Here is a 13,868-nt window from a genome sequence, read left to right as displayed (position 1 = left end):
AACGTAGCTCGGCACGACCCGCAGGCCGGTGCGGTTAATAGACCTTAGATGGGGGCAGGGAATCGTGATTCAAGCGATTGCGGAAAATCGCTATGGGACGGTGCGTGCGAGAACGTCAGTGGCGGCGAGAACGGCAGTCAACAACGATGGATGAGTGATGGGGATAGGTTGGCAGTGCTAGCGGAGACGGGGCCAGGCGTGGCGGCCATCGTCGGTGGGGGTCGAAAAGGGCGCCGCGCACACCGACGCCATGCAGACCGCCCGGATCAGAAATTACGCCCGTCCCACAGCTTCAGGTCGCCGCGTCGATCCATCCCATGGCGGCGATCCGTTTTGGCCTCAAAGCGGGCCATCTCGCGACGATCGACCGTCACCCTGCGCACCGCGATTTTACGCCGCTCCGGGCCGGTATACTTCAAGGGTCGATCCTGCGGGGCCAGATCACCCGCCCCCGGATCGGGCTCGTTCATGGGCATCAATTCAAGTTCCATCACCGACTACCTCGTGTTATGGGCTGCATGGAATATACATAAACCATGGTAGCCAGCGCTCGGCCTCTAGGCAAGCCCAAAACGGGCAGAGGCCGACGCGGGGCGCAGGGACAGCCGGTCACATCGCATCACTGGATAGCACCGAGACGCTCTGAGAAACCGCGCCTGTGGGACGCAGACTATCGGGCCTGCTGGTGCTGCGCCACCAGCCCCAGACGCTCCGCAAGCGCGGCAAGACAATCCTCATGGGACAATTCCTGACAATCCAGGGTCGGCAGGGTCCGCATCCTTGACCGACTGGGGACAATAATCGCCAGGGCGGTATGCCCCTGCGCCCGCACACCACTCACCTGCACGGGATAGATCCGGCAGTGACACTGATGGGCCAGACGCACCGCTCCGCCCTTCAATTTACGCGGCCCCGCGGTCGGCACATGTATCCGCCCCTGCGGAAACAGGGCCACCACATCCCCCGCCTGCAGCGCACGCAAGGCCTCACGCATGGCGCGCTCCGGTCGCCGTTCACGATCCACAGGAATGCACTGGGCACGGCGGAATAACCATTTCAGGCCAAAGCGCTCGTATTGTTCACGGGCGATGAGAAAGCGTAAGGGGCGGGGGCTGGCCACAATCAACAGAAAGGGATCGAGGCCGGAGATGTGATTCGCCACCACCACGGCACCGCCCTCGGTGGGCAGGGGGATCGGGTCATACTCAAAGCGGTGCACATAACGGCAAAACAGGCCGATCAGGCCGGCGATGCGTGACGTCCAGGGATCACCCCAGTCGGCGTGCGTGGCGGCCTCGCCGGCGCGCAGCAACCGATATAGCAACCACAGCACAGCCGCCGCAAGCAGCACGCCAAGCGCAAATAACCAGGACATCAACATAGGGCTTAGTGTGATCGGGAAAGGGAAATAAAACTAGCATGGGGAAATTCAGGGTCGCTGTACCGGTCCTGGCGCCACCGTCCGCAACAAGATTCTAACGGGGGACTATCGCTTCTTTTTCTTCTTTTTCTTCTTCTTTTTACCACCACCCTCATCAACGGCACCGGCGTCTTCCAACACCTGGGCCACCGTCTCAAAGCCCCGCGTATTGGCATTATTCAGGGCAGAGGCACCGGTTTTGGATTTCGCATTGACATCGGCACCCTCGGCAAGCAACGCCTGCACAACGCTGAGATTACCGCCAAAGGCGGCCGCCATCAGGGCCGTTGCCTCGGTCTTATCCTTGGCATTGACATCGGCGCCCGCGGACAGCAGCAATCGCACCGCGCGCTCATTACCGTAATAGGCCGCGCTCATCAGCGGTGTTTTGCCATTGGGATTGACGGTATTGACGTCGGCGCCCTCGGTGATCAGGGAGCGCAGCATCGCCAGGCGGCCCTGGGCGGCGGCATTGATCAGCTCGGCATTGAGGTCGCGGCCCAGCGCGAGGGCGGGCAGGCCCACCAACATGGCGAGCAGTACGAACAGGGCTCGTTGGACTGGTCTCATTTCACACCTCGGCTCCGTTTTGAGTCTACTCTTCGAGTTATGTCCCGGCGCACACGCACCGGCTATTTGCCTATTTATCGGCCAATCTCATGAAAACTGAACGGCGCGTACAGTACCCCCAGGGGCCTCAACGCGTGGCGCACCGGCCGAACAGTGCAGACAGTGGCACGCAATCCGGCTGCGACCGTGGGGGGGACGGGCGCGTCATTGCCGTGCACTATTCTTCCGACTTCGTGTCCACATTTCTGACAATATTACGCGTCAGATCGAGCAACCGATCCCAGGCGATCGGCTTGGTCAGGGAGTCGAGCGCACCCACATCCAGCGCCATAGGCTTGTTTTCGACGATGCTGACCATGATCACCGGAATGTCTTTTAGTTCGGGGTCCTCCTTCAAGGCCTTAAGCACCGACCAGCCATCCATCTCCGGCATCATAATATCCAGCGTGATCAGATCCGGCCTGAGCTGCCGCGCCAGTTCGATTCCGGCCTTGCCATTGGTGGCCGACACCGGACGAAACCCCTCACGCTGATAGACGCGCGCCATGAGATCCAGCACATTGGGATCATCATCGATCGTCAACACGGTTGAGATACGCTTGCGGCGTTCATCACCCTGCATGCGCCGCATCACCTCGTCCGGCAGCCGCACGCTCTTCGGGTCGGGGCCGGCATTCACCAGACAGTAAGTAGCCGGTGCTATGCCAAGGGGTTGGTCGAGCGACAGCGGCAACCACACCCCGAATGTCGCCCCGTGTCCGGCCTCACTTTCCACCCAGATTTCACCCTGCATCATTTCGCACAAATGCCGACACAGTGACAGACCCAGGCCGGTGCCGCCGTATTTTCGTGTGGTCGAGGTATCCACCTGCTGGAAGGGTACAAACAGCATGTCGATATCTTCGGCACTCAGGCCAATCCCCGAATCAGTCACTAGCAGCTCAAGGCCATCGATGTCATTGCGGGCCTGCGGTTTCACGGAAAGCACAATCTCGCCGTGATCAGTGAACTTGATGGCGTTACTGAGCAGATTAAACAGGATCTGCCGCACCCTGGTGACATCCCCCCGCATCGGCGGGATCGAATTAACTCCCTCGATGCGAATCACATTGCCGTTTTTCAGCATCATTGGCTGTACGGTCATCACCACGACATTGACGATTTCATGAAAATGAAAGGCCTCAAGATGTAACTCCATCTTGCCCGCCTCGATTTTCGATATATCCAGCACCTCATTAATCAGCACCAGTAGATGGCGTCCCGCCTGATTGATCCTTTCCAGATCCTTGGCATATTCCGCATGCCCCTTGGCGCAGACCTCCTCTCCCAGAATCTCGCTGTAACCCAGAATGGCGTTTAACGGCGTACGCAATTCATGACTCATATTGGCGAGGAACACGCTTTTGGCGCGATTGGCATCCAGCGCCTCATCACGCAGAGACAGCAGTGCAACCTCGGCATCTTTTCGGCGCTCCATCTCTTGCGCCAGCTTGTCATTCGTCACAGTCACTTCATCAATGCGTTTTGCGGCACGCATCAAGTGCTGAAATTCGGCGGCCATCCATGACGGAATCGGTATCTCTGTATTGGCCGCACCCGGTTGCAGGCGTTGCTGCACCAGATTCAAGGGCCGAATAACCAGAATGCGCAGCCACAACAATAGCGCGCCGACCATTATCAGCAGCACCACAAAAACGGTAGCGCGCACACCCGCCACAACGGACTCCGTCAGCGCGTAGCTGTCACTGGCATCCCAGCCCGCCTGCAGGACACCCAGCGAGACACCCTCATGTGCCAATGCAAGGACAAGGGGAACGTGTTTATTGGTCTCCGCGCCGGGGCGACGCCAGCCGATGATGCGCTGGCCATCCGCACCAACGATCTCCAGTTGATCAACATGCGGCACCAGACGCGTGAACTCGCCCAACAGTTTATTCAAGACCAGTTGTTGCGGGCCTTCTGCTGGGGCCGTCGCTGCCGCCGCCTCTGGCCACAACAGAATCTCCACCACGCCATCCCGCAATAACAACAACTGCTGTTCAATCTGGATCTGGGCTCTGGCCAAAAGCTGGGTAGATTCCCGTGCATGGATGAACTCACCGGCCGCATAGGCAATCAGCCCTGCCAGCAACAACAGGACAAACCCCAGCTGCGCCCAGAGCGGCATCGGTTGGCGTCGTCGCGGAGCGGTTTGCGAAGCTGAAGGGTTCGGTTTTGTCACAATATTCGATCCAATCAATACTCCTAAGCACTACGCAGAAAACCCGATTTATGCAATTCCGAAAGCAATCCCAAAAACATAACTGAAACAACATACGTCACGTTGTTGATGATCGACTAGCCCGACGCAGATACCGGCCAGTGGCTGGATGATGCCAGACGGGCGAATTCCTCTGCCGACACCGGTCGCGAGATAAAATAGCCCTGCGCAATGTCGCAGTTGAGCGAGCGCAGGAAATCCCAGGTCTTCTGATCAGCAACACCTTCGGCAACAGTCTTTAGCCCCAGGTTATGCGCAAGGTCGATGGTCGCCTTCACAATCACCTCGTCATTCTCGTCCTCGATCATTTCCATGACGAAGGACTTATCAATCTTCAGCTCACTGACGGGCAACTGTTTCAGATAGCTTAATGAGGAATAGCCTGTGCCAAAGTCATCAACCGAGAGGGCGATCCCCATCATATCGAGTGTCTCGAGTATCTCTCGCGCACGAATCGGATTTGACATGATGTCGCCTTCCGTGATTTCCAGCGTGAGGCACGATGGCGGCATATGATGTTCATCAATCAGGCGCCGGACCTGATCAAGCAATGCCGCATCATGCAGATTGTGCACGGACAGGTTCACGGCCACATTGAATTCAGGCCAGATGCTCCGCCATTCCAGACACTGCTGCACGGCCATGTCCAGCACCCAGGTAGTCAGCGGTTTGATCAGGCCTGTTTGCTCCGCCAGGGGAATAAATTCATCCGGTTCAATGCAACCCCGCTGGGGATGATTCCAACGCAACAGGGCCTCGGCACCGATAATTTCCCGGGTCGAAAAATCCACCTTGGGCTGATAGACAATATCCAGCGAGCATTCCTCGATCGCCGTCCTGAACTCGGTCATCAGGGCCAGACGACCAACGCTGTGCGTATCCTTGTCGGGGTCGTAAACACTGAACCCCAGATTGTTGCGTTTGGCGATATACATGGCGACATCAGCACGCTGCACAAGAATGTTGACGTCATCACCGTGCGTGGGACATTCCACCAGCCCCATGCTGATCCCCAGGCTCAGATTATTGCCTTCCACCACGAAGGGGATCTCAAACGCCTCAACCACCTTTTGTGAAATGTGCCTGGCCTGCTCAAGGGACGTCTCGGGCAACAAGATGGCAAACTCATCACCCCCAAGCCGCGCCACGCTGTCGGTTTTTCGGAAGGTACGGAACAGACGTGTCGCAGCCTGTTGCAACACAATATCACCCACATGGTGCCCCAGGGTGTCGTTAATCTCCTTAAAGTGATTCAGGTCACTCATGATTAACACCAGGGATTTTTTATTACGTCCGACCCGTAATATCTCCTGTTGCAGACGATTGTTCAGCAGTTTTCGATTCGGCAGCTCTGTCAGGGGATCGTGCAGGGCCTGATATTCCAGCGCTGCCGTTTCTGATTCAACGGCATCCGCCAAACGATTGAAATTGCGCTCCAGAATATCGATCTCATCCCCGCCACTCTCTTCCGGAGCTTCGTCATGATTGATGTGTTTTGAAAACTTCACGACATAGCTGGTAAATTTCTGTAGCCGACGTGTCACCAGATACATGATCAGTACAAAGGACACGATAAACGCCAGCGCCGTCATTCCACGCACCATCCGCTCTTCGGAGATTACTTCCCGGGTGAGCATTTTCATCTCGGCCATAGACACGAATGAGGCCAGCTCAATAATAATATCGGTCGCACCATAGTCGAAAAAACCCTGGCCGATCATCAAATAGCCGCTCTTCAGATCACCCAGATAATTGCCGGCCTGGATAAGCGCGGGATTACTGCTTACCAGTATTAGTGGATCATGTTCTGCCAACAGGGCGATCGCACTCTGATCCGACAACAGGGAGCCTTGCGAGGCAATGAGGAACTGCTCATCCAGCGGTGAAGCCAGCACAAGTGTCGCTACAGCCTTGCCGGTTTTATCCAAAATCTTTTCCGAGGCGACCAGATAGGGCGCATTGTCAATTTTCGTCAGATATCCTTGATCATGACTTAGCCGCAGCAACATGTTATCCGGCCGTAACAACTTATCGGGCAGACCTTCCTTACTCGCCTGATAAACTTCACGCACATGATTATCGGTGTCCAGCAACAACAAATAGCGAGGCTGTAGAAAATTTCGCATAACCGAAAGCCGCGGCAACCAGCTGGGCGGCCGGCTGTAATATTTAATGTCCTTGGTCACAGCGGGTTTGGTGGCCCAGTCGGTATTCTCGATATAGTCGTGCAGATGGGAAGTGGTAACGAATAGCTTTACGGCGGTGTGGTGTCCTTTTACATAACGGTCAAACATGATCCGCTGCTTTTCCGCCTCGCGACTCAGGCGTTCGGATAGTTTTTCGCGAAACACCTCGCTGAGCACCGAGGTCTGCACCGCATCGGACAGCGCCCATACCACTACGCCAACCACTGCCGTCAACAGCAGCATCTTAAGGGTCAGCGAACAATTCCGCAGGGACACCATCAGGCCTCGCACAAATTCACCGTCATTGGTTAATGGCCATGATGGCTCATGTCGGTTGCCGCAGCATCCATTCCCGGCTCACCCACCAACTCATCGCCCAGGAATTTCCAACCTGCCGCCTTTAATCGTGATACCGGAATAAAGCCGATCTCCGCATGCACCTTTTCCACGTGCTGGCGCAGGTAGTTGATCAGTTTAATGGCCTCATCATTGATCTTATTTTTGGTGGTCCAGGCAGAGAGGCTATAACTGCGGTACAACGGATATTTTCCGGTTAATACATAATCAATATCCGAAGGCGAATGCCCATCAATATCCAGCACCTTCACATCGCCCTTGTCCTGATAGACGTCCAGCATCAGTGGGGTCTCCCAGCCAATACTGCTGGCACTGCGGGACACCTGCGAGATCATGTCCCCGATCACACCCACCTCAAACAGACGGGGGCTGAATTCATCCTCGTTTTTCAATAAGGCGCGCCAATGCCCGGGGCGGGTTTTACAGTGCAGGCGTCCCACCGGTTTGATGAGCTGATTGACGCCGGGAGAGATCTCCGACCAGTTGGAGATCTGGCCCGCGAAGATCTCTTTGGCCTGTGCTGTGGTCACATTCTGCAGGGGGTTATCGGGATGGACCACCAGGGCAATCGGCGAGATACCAATCGAATAAAATTTCAGACCTGGCAGGCGGTCATCTGCACCTACGGGACAGCAGAAGGAACCGACATCCACCTTTTTCTTCAGCAGACGCCCGGAGGTGATTCCGCAGGTGCCATGCTCCACGACGATATTGAGCTTGTGTTCCCTGGCATATTGGGCGATGAGGTCGTTAAACAGGGGATGGCTCTGTTGCCCCAGCGAGAGGACCAGATCGGCGTCCTGGTATTTCGGCAGATGCTGAATGGGCCTTTCTGACCACCCCTCCGGCACCGGTGTCAGGACCGCCGGATCACTAAACTTGCCCTCATGGGAGTGATGCGCGTGGTGGTCGGGGACCTCCGCCAACGCCTGCCCTGCCCACAGGCAGACCACACCGAAACCTATCAGCAGATGCGCCTTCCAGACAACAGACAACTTATCGAACAACATCGCGGTCTCCCTGAAAAATCTAAATAATCCATTCAAATCAAATGGTTGAACATTACCTGTCGGATGATACGCAGTTCGCTCCGCCGCCCAGGCCTCTATCACTACTAATTCGGCCTGTGGTGGTGGATTCTGTAGCTAAAGTCTGGTTTTTTTTGCGGAATTTCCGCCCATTGTCCGGCTGCCGGCCCTTGCACCCCGACATGCCCTGTGGCCCTTCCGCCCCGCAACTTGAATGGTTTCTACTAACCCTTTAGTATCGGCCGCGGCGCCCTGGTGGCGCCTTTATTTTGTGGCGAGGCCATAAAAAAATACCGAAGCAACGAGCAAGAGAAGCGAACCATGGGTCACTCCACCGAAAAAATGAACAGCAAGGAACTGGGCCTGGTACTGGGCCAGCAGATCCTCGGCGTCGACGACCTGCACTATGGGCTGTGGGAGGATGATCTGCCGCTGGGATTTTCCAATCTGGCGGCGGCCCAGCAGCGCTACACGGACCTGATCATCCAGGCCCTGCCCTCCGCCGAGGGCGGTGACACCCGGGTGATCGACATTGGCTGTGGCACCGGCCATATTCTCAGCCAGCTGCTCGAGCGGGGATTTGTGGCGGATGGACTGGTACCCGCCCCCAAGCTGGCCGAACAGGTGCGCCGACGACTGGCTGAACATGCCGAGCGGTCGGCCCGGCTGTTCGAGACCACCTTCGAGCAGTTCCCCGTCGAGGAGCGCCGCGCCTATTACGATGCCGCGCTATTCAGTGAAAGTTACCAGTACATTCCCATGTCCGCCTCGTTCCCCATTCTGGCGCAGATTCTCAAACCCGGCGGCACGGTAGTGATTTGTGATTTCTTCAAAACCGAACACGCCGGCGATGGCCTGCCCGGCGACAGAAGCTTCGGCGGCGGCCACAAAATGGCACAGTTTTATCGCGAACTGGAGAAACACCCGTTCACACTACTGCGCGATGAAGATATCACCCACAAGGTCAGTCCTAACATTAAGTTGCTGGATGAGACGCTGATGTTACGGCTGCTGCCCGCCGGCCAGACCCTTAACCGTTATCTGACCGACAACTATCCGCTGAGCTGGAAGGCCATCAAGGGGATATTCACCCTGCTGCTGGGGAAAAAGATCGCTCGGCAAAAACACAAATACTTCGCGGGCAACCGCACCCAGGCCGTGTTTGAGCGCTACAAGACCTATCGGCTGCTGGTATTGAAACGCGATGAGTAGCCTCCCCCTGCCCGCCGACCTCCAGCGCGTGGTGCAGACCGCGCTGGCCGAAGACGTCGGCAGCGGGGACATTACCGCCGCCTTGATTCCGCCGCAGACCCAGTCCCGCGCGCACATCATCAGTCGCGAGGATGCGGTGCTGTGCGGCACGGCCTGGGTCGATGAGGTGTTTCGGCAACTGGATCAACAGATCCGCATCGACTGGCAGGCCAGGGACGGGGACGCCATTGTCGCCGATCAGGTGCTCTGCATCCTCAGCGGCAATGCACGCCAGTTGCTGACCGGCGAACGCACCGCACTGAATTTCCTGCAGACGCTCTCGGCCACCGCGACCCAGACCCGGCAATTTGTCCGCGCCATCGACGATACCGACACCCGCGTGCTGGATACCCGCAAAACCCTGCCCGGCCTGCGCAGCGCGCAAAAATACGCGGTGCGCTGCGGCGGCGGCCACAACCACCGCTTCGGCCTGTTTGATGCCTTCCTCATCAAGGAAAATCACATCCTCGCGGTCGGCTCGATCGGCGCCGCGGTGCAGTCCGCCCGGGCACAACAGCCTGGCACCAAGGTCGAGGTCGAGGTGGAGAATCTGGAGGAGCTGCAGCAGGCGCTGGATGCGGGTGTCGACCAGATCCTGCTGGACAACATGAACCTGCCCCGGCTGCGGGAGGCCGTGGCGCTGAACAACGGCCAGACCCTGTTGGAGGCCTCGGGCGGGGTCAGCCTTGAGACCATCCGCGACATCGCCCACACCGGCGTGGACTATATCTCCATCGGCAGCCTCAGCAAGGACATCCGCGCCATCGACCTCTCCATGCGGCTGCTGGACTGAGCGCCTGCGCACTATCACCCGAGCATATAAACGCTCCCGCCAGCAGCACCGCGCTGCAGAAAAAATACCCCTGAAATGGCGATCACATCCCCATATCCATTGGCCGAAAAAGCTTCCGCTGTGCTAAAGTGCGCGCTGACTTCAAGAGGAATGACTACTATGAAACACCTACCAATACTCGCCCTCTGCGCCGCAATGATTGCCCTGGCGGGCTGTTCGGAATCCAGCGATGCGCCCAGCCAGGATGCACAGACAGCGTCCCCAGCTCCAACCCAGGTCGCACCCCAGGCGCCAGCACTCAACGCCCAGCAGCAGGCGGCCATTGATGAGGCCAAGGGCATGCCCAAACAGGGTGTGGTGAAAGAGATGATGCACGCCGCCGGCTACACCTACATGAACGTCGACACCGGTAACGGCAAAAACGTGTGGATCGCCGCGACAATGATGCGCGTCAAGCCGGAAAATACCGTGCAATGGGCCGATGCCGCCGTGATGCACAACTTCAACAGCTCCAGTCTGCATCGCACCTTTGACGAGATTCTGTTTGTCTCCAACGCCGCAGTGGTGCAGTAAAACACGCCCACCGACGAACGACAGCACCGGCCGGGGAGCCTTTCGCAGGCTCCCCTTTTTTATGCCCGGCGTTTACAATTCTCCCCCACACTCCAAGAGACCACCCGCCCCATGCGCACATCCCAGTTCCTGCTCGCCACCGAAAAAGAGACCCCTGCCGATGCAGAGATCATTAGTCACCAGTTAATGCTGCGCGCAGGCATGATCCGCAAGCTGGCCGCCGGCCTGTACACCTGGCTGCCGATGGGGCTGCGGGTGCTACGCAAAGTGGAAGGCATCGTGCGCGAGGAGATGGATCGCGCCGGCGCGCAGGAGCTGCTGATGCCCGCCGTGCAACCGGCCGAGCTATGGCAGGAATCGGGGCGCTGGGAACAGTATGGCGGCGAGCTGCTGCGCCTGCGCGACCGTCACCAGCGCGAATTCTGTTTCGGCCCCACCCACGAAGAGGTCATCACCGATCTCTGTCGCCGTGAACTGCGCAGCTACAAACAACTGCCCGCCAATTTTTACCAGATCCAGACCAAGTTTCGCGACGAGACCCGACCGCGCTTCGGGGTGATGCGGGCCCGCGAATTCCTGATGAAGGACGCCTACTCCTTCCATGCCACCGAGGCCTCGTTGCAGGAGACCTATGAGGTCATGTTCGCCGCCTATAGCAATATCTTCACCCGGCTGGGGCTGGAATTCCGTCCCGTACAGGCGGACACCGGCTCCATCGGCGGCAACGCCTCACATGAATTCCATGTGCTGGCGGAGTCCGGCGAGGATGCTATTGCCTTCTCCAGCGAGAGCGATTACGCGGCTAATGTGGAGCTGGCCGAGGCCCTGGCCCCGGCCGGTGAGCGTCCGGCCCCCACGGCCGAGCTGACCCTGGTGGAGACCCCCAAGGCCAAAACCATCGACGAGCTGGTGAGCCAGTTTGCCCTGCCCATCGAGAAAACCGTCAAGACCCTGGTGGTGCATGCCAGCGAGGGCGCCGAGTGCCCGCTGCTGGCCCTGCTGGTGCGCGGCGACCACGAGCTCAACGCCATCAAGGCGGAAAAACTGCCGCAGGTTGCCAGCCCCCTGGAGTTCGCCAGCGAGGAAGCCATCCGCGCCGCCATCGGCGCCGGCCCGGGCTCGCTGGGCCCGATGAACCTGCCGATCCCCTGCCTCGCCGACCGCAGCGTGGCGGCCATGAGCGACTTCAGCGCCGGCGCCAACATCGATGACCGCCACTATTTCGGCATCAACTGGCAACGCGACCTGCCCCTGCCCGAGGTCGCCGACCTGCGCAGCGTGGTCGAGGGTGATCCCAGCCCCGACGGTCATGGCACGCTCTCCATCAAGCGCGGCATCGAGGTAGGTCACATCTTCCAGTTAGGCCAGAAATACGCCGAGGCCATGAAGGCCACGGTGCTGGATGAAAATGGCAAGGCCACGGTGATGACCATGGGCTGTTACGGTATCGGCGTATCCCGTGTGGTGGCCGCTGCTATCGAGCAGAACAACGATGAGCGGGGCATCGTCTGGCCCGCGGCCATTGCCCCCTTTCAGGTGGCCCTGGTGCCGATGAACCTGCACAAGTCACAACGGGTGCGTGAGGCCGCGGAGCAGCTATACACCGAACTGCGGGCCGCCGGCTTTGAGGTGCTGCTGGATGATCGCAAGGAACGCCCTGGGGTGATGTTTGCCGATATGGAGCTGGTGGGCATTCCCCATCGCCTGGTACTGGGCGAGCGTGGGCTGGATGCCGGCAGCATCGAATACAAGGGCCGCAGCGACGCCGACAGCCAGGATGTCGAGCTCGCCGCTGTGATCCATTTCCTCAAGGAAAAGAGCACTCCGTCGACATAAACACCATGCCCTTTCTGCCCTCCTCTCCGTCATGCCACATCGCCCCACAGGCGTTGCTAGTGTTGGCGCTGACGCTGGTCCCAGGCCTCTCGCCGGCGGCCACCCAGGAGCGGCCCGACGCCAACCTGCGGGAGGTGCTGGAAAAGGCCATCGGCGAATCCGACAGCTTCAGCGACCGCTTCGAGGCCGAGGTCTGGCTGATGGATATGTCCACCCGGCTCAAGTCGCGGGTGCCGGATGACGCCGAACGGCTCGAGCTGCTGAAGAATATTCACTATGAGGCCACGCGGGCCGAGCTGGCCCCGGAGCTGGTACTGGCGGTCATCAACGTCGAGAGTAACTTCAACCGTTGGGCCATCTCCCGGGTCGGCGCCCAGGGCCTGATGCAGATCATGCCTTTCTGGCTCAAGGAGATCCCCCAGGCCGGCGACAACCTGTTCGACACCCGCACCAATCTGCGCTTTGGCTGCACCATCCTCAAACACTACCTGCAACGGGAGAAAGGCGATTTCCAGCGCGCCCTGGCCCGCTACAACGGCAGCCTCGGCAAGGAATGGTATCCCAACCGCGTATTCAATACCCTGCGCGACCGCTGGTTCCGATCCCGTTAGGTCTCCAATCACAGATCCATGGATGGAGGTCAGGGATACAACAGCACACCAGGAGGCGCCATTGCGGCGCCCTCCTGCCCATGACGTCAGTGAATGCGATAGGCCGCGTGACAGGCCACACAGGCGGCAGTGACCTCCTGCAAGGCGGCATACGCCCGCAACACATCACCTTCCTGCGCCTGCAGGGCAAACCGGCTCGCCGCACGATGCATGTCCGTGCCGGCCTGGCGCATCGCCTCCGGCATAAACCGGGTAAGATGTTCCGCGCCGTGCTTGTCCAGTGAACTCATGCCCAGGGCCTGCTCGGCGGTATCTGCGGCCCGCTCAAGTTCACCGGCGGACAGCTGCAGCAAGATGCGGTTGATGGCCTCCAGGTGGTCACGCATATTGGCGAGCATATGCGCCTGCATCATCTCCGGTAGCTCTATCTTCTGACGGCTGTCCGCTTGTGCCCAGCTGAACGACGACATCACCAGCAACAGCAGCAGGGCCACGCAGACCCCTATTCCCGTTTTCATTCCCGTTTTCATTCCCATTTTAATAGACCCATCCCCTGTCTCGTCCGACAGCGGTCATCCGTTATTCCAGTAGCTCGGTATCCTCGTGGGCATAGGCCGGCGCGCAACAACACAATATCTTCAGTTCGACATCGCCGGTATTCTCGATCCGGTGTGGCGTGCCCGGCGGGATACAGACCGTATCGCCCGCACAAACCGCAAAGCTTTCCGCCGCCAGGGTCATCAGGCCATGGCCGGCGGTAATATGATAGAGCTCTTCACTGCGATGGTGCCGATGCAGGCTGGTCGACTGGCCGGCCGTCACCGTCGCCTCCGCCAGGCTCTGCCGCTCCGCGCCCAGCGCGGCGGCATGCTGCGCGGGGTGCAGCAGCTCGCGGATAACGGAACCGTCCCGGGTCACGTAGGGAGTGGCCGCCTGATAGCGCGTTTTCAAGCTATGCTCCATAACCCGTACATCCCCCCTCG

At 58.9% G+C, this 13,868-nt stretch carries 13 protein-coding genes; 5 read left to right on the top strand and 8 right to left on the bottom strand.

All coding sequences use genetic code 11. The features are described from left to right. Positions 1-266 precede the first annotated feature (266 nt). The 6 genes from RRB22_08340 to RRB22_08315 form a co-directional block, all read right to left on the bottom strand. On the bottom strand, positions 267-491 hold the full coding sequence (locus RRB22_08340) for a hypothetical protein (protein MDT8384410.1): 225 nt from the start codon (positions 489-491) through the stop codon (positions 267-269). 179 nt (positions 492-670) lie between these two features. Further along, a complete protein-coding gene (locus RRB22_08335; GenBank protein MDT8384409.1) occupies positions 671-1,375 on the bottom strand; it encodes a lysophospholipid acyltransferase family protein in 705 nt (234 codons plus the stop codon). 111 nt (positions 1,376-1,486) lie between these two features. Next, positions 1,487-1,990, bottom strand: coding sequence for an ankyrin repeat domain-containing protein (locus tag RRB22_08330; protein ID MDT8384408.1), 504 nt, complete (start codon positions 1,988-1,990; stop codon positions 1,487-1,489). Positions 1,991-2,207: 217 nt separating this feature from the next. Continuing rightward, positions 2,208-4,157, bottom strand: a complete 1,950-nt coding sequence (locus tag RRB22_08325) for an ATP-binding protein (protein ID MDT8384407.1) — start codon at positions 4,155-4,157, stop codon at positions 2,208-2,210. A 170-nt stretch (positions 4,158-4,327) separates the two neighbouring features. Then, the gene (locus RRB22_08320; GenBank protein ID MDT8384406.1) at positions 4,328-6,715 is read right to left on the bottom strand and encodes an EAL domain-containing protein; all 2,388 of its coding nucleotides are present in this window, start codon (positions 6,713-6,715) and stop codon (positions 4,328-4,330) included. A gap of 29 nt (positions 6,716-6,744) precedes the next feature. Then, positions 6,745-7,803 carry a substrate-binding domain-containing protein gene (locus RRB22_08315; GenBank protein ID MDT8384405.1) on the bottom strand — a complete coding sequence of 353 codons (1,059 nt, stop codon included), beginning with the start codon at positions 7,801-7,803 and terminating at the stop codon, positions 6,745-6,747. A 339-nt stretch (positions 7,804-8,142) separates the two neighbouring features. Here RRB22_08315 and RRB22_08310 point away from each other — a divergent pair, with 339 nt between their 5' ends. From RRB22_08310 to RRB22_08290, 5 genes are all read left to right on the top strand, one after another. Next, a complete protein-coding gene (locus tag RRB22_08310) occupies positions 8,143-9,033 on the top strand; it encodes a class I SAM-dependent methyltransferase (protein MDT8384404.1) in 891 nt (296 codons plus the stop codon). Continuing rightward, on the top strand, positions 9,026-9,865 hold the full coding sequence (gene nadC / locus RRB22_08305) for a carboxylating nicotinate-nucleotide diphosphorylase (GenBank protein MDT8384403.1): 840 nt from the start codon (positions 9,026-9,028) through the stop codon (positions 9,863-9,865). The genes RRB22_08310 and nadC overlap by 8 nt, the downstream gene beginning before the upstream one ends. A gap of 159 nt (positions 9,866-10,024) precedes the next feature. Continuing rightward, positions 10,025-10,438, top strand: coding sequence for a hypothetical protein (locus tag RRB22_08300; GenBank protein ID MDT8384402.1), 414 nt, complete (start codon positions 10,025-10,027; stop codon positions 10,436-10,438). Positions 10,439-10,549: 111 nt separating this feature from the next. Then, a complete protein-coding gene (locus tag RRB22_08295) occupies positions 10,550-12,274 on the top strand; it encodes a proline--tRNA ligase (GenBank protein MDT8384401.1) in 1,725 nt (574 codons plus the stop codon). Positions 12,275-12,279: 5 nt separating this feature from the next. Next, complete coding sequence (locus tag RRB22_08290; protein MDT8384400.1) at positions 12,280-12,885, top strand: lytic transglycosylase domain-containing protein; 606 nt, start codon at positions 12,280-12,282, stop codon at positions 12,883-12,885. An 86-nt stretch (positions 12,886-12,971) separates the two neighbouring features. On the opposite strand, the gene RRB22_08285 is transcribed toward RRB22_08290, so the two are convergent. Beyond that, a complete protein-coding gene (locus tag RRB22_08285) occupies positions 12,972-13,403 on the bottom strand; it encodes a hypothetical protein (protein MDT8384399.1) in 432 nt (143 codons plus the stop codon). A 61-nt stretch (positions 13,404-13,464) separates the two neighbouring features. Next, complete coding sequence (locus RRB22_08280) at positions 13,465-13,848, bottom strand: cupin domain-containing protein (protein MDT8384398.1); 384 nt, start codon at positions 13,846-13,848, stop codon at positions 13,465-13,467. Positions 13,849-13,868: the final 20 nt, after the last annotated feature.

The organism is Gammaproteobacteria bacterium (assembly GCA_032250735.1).
Taxonomy (GTDB): Bacteria; Pseudomonadota; Gammaproteobacteria; order SZUA-152; family SZUA-152; genus SZUA-152.
The sequence above is the reverse complement of the archived record's forward strand: the minus strand, read 5'-3'. Positions and strand labels throughout refer to the sequence as shown.

Bases quoted from the DNA above. Each gene is read 5' to 3' on its own strand.
- RRB22_08340 (MDT8384410.1), bottom strand. From the start codon at position 491: ATGGAACTTGAATTGATGCCCATGAACGAGCCCGATCCGGGGGCGGGT.
- RRB22_08335 (MDT8384409.1), bottom strand. From the start codon at position 1,375: ATGTCCTGGTTATTTGCGCTTGGCGTGCTGCTTGCGGCGGCTGTGCTG.
- RRB22_08330 (MDT8384408.1), bottom strand. From the start codon at position 1,990: ATGAGACCAGTCCAACGAGCCCTGTTCGTACTGCTCGCCATGTTGGTG.
- RRB22_08325 (MDT8384407.1), bottom strand. From the start codon at position 4,157: ATGCCGCTCTGGGCGCAGCTGGGGTTTGTCCTGTTGTTGCTGGCAGGG.
- RRB22_08320 (MDT8384406.1), bottom strand. From the start codon at position 6,715: ATGGTGTCCCTGCGGAATTGTTCGCTGACCCTTAAGATGCTGCTGTTG.
- RRB22_08315 (MDT8384405.1), bottom strand. From the start codon at position 7,803: ATGTTGTTCGATAAGTTGTCTGTTGTCTGGAAGGCGCATCTGCTGATA.
- RRB22_08310 (MDT8384404.1), top strand. From the start codon at position 8,143: ATGGGTCACTCCACCGAAAAAATGAACAGCAAGGAACTGGGCCTGGTA.
- nadC (MDT8384403.1), top strand. From the start codon at position 9,026: ATGAGTAGCCTCCCCCTGCCCGCCGACCTCCAGCGCGTGGTGCAGACC.
- RRB22_08300 (MDT8384402.1), top strand. From the start codon at position 10,025: ATGAAACACCTACCAATACTCGCCCTCTGCGCCGCAATGATTGCCCTG.
- RRB22_08295 (MDT8384401.1), top strand. From the start codon at position 10,550: ATGCGCACATCCCAGTTCCTGCTCGCCACCGAAAAAGAGACCCCTGCC.
- RRB22_08290 (MDT8384400.1), top strand. From the start codon at position 12,280: ATGCCCTTTCTGCCCTCCTCTCCGTCATGCCACATCGCCCCACAGGCG.
- RRB22_08285 (MDT8384399.1), bottom strand. From the start codon at position 13,403: ATGAAAACGGGAATAGGGGTCTGCGTGGCCCTGCTGCTGTTGCTGGTG.
- RRB22_08280 (MDT8384398.1), bottom strand. From the start codon at position 13,848: ATGGAGCATAGCTTGAAAACGCGCTATCAGGCGGCCACTCCCTACGTG.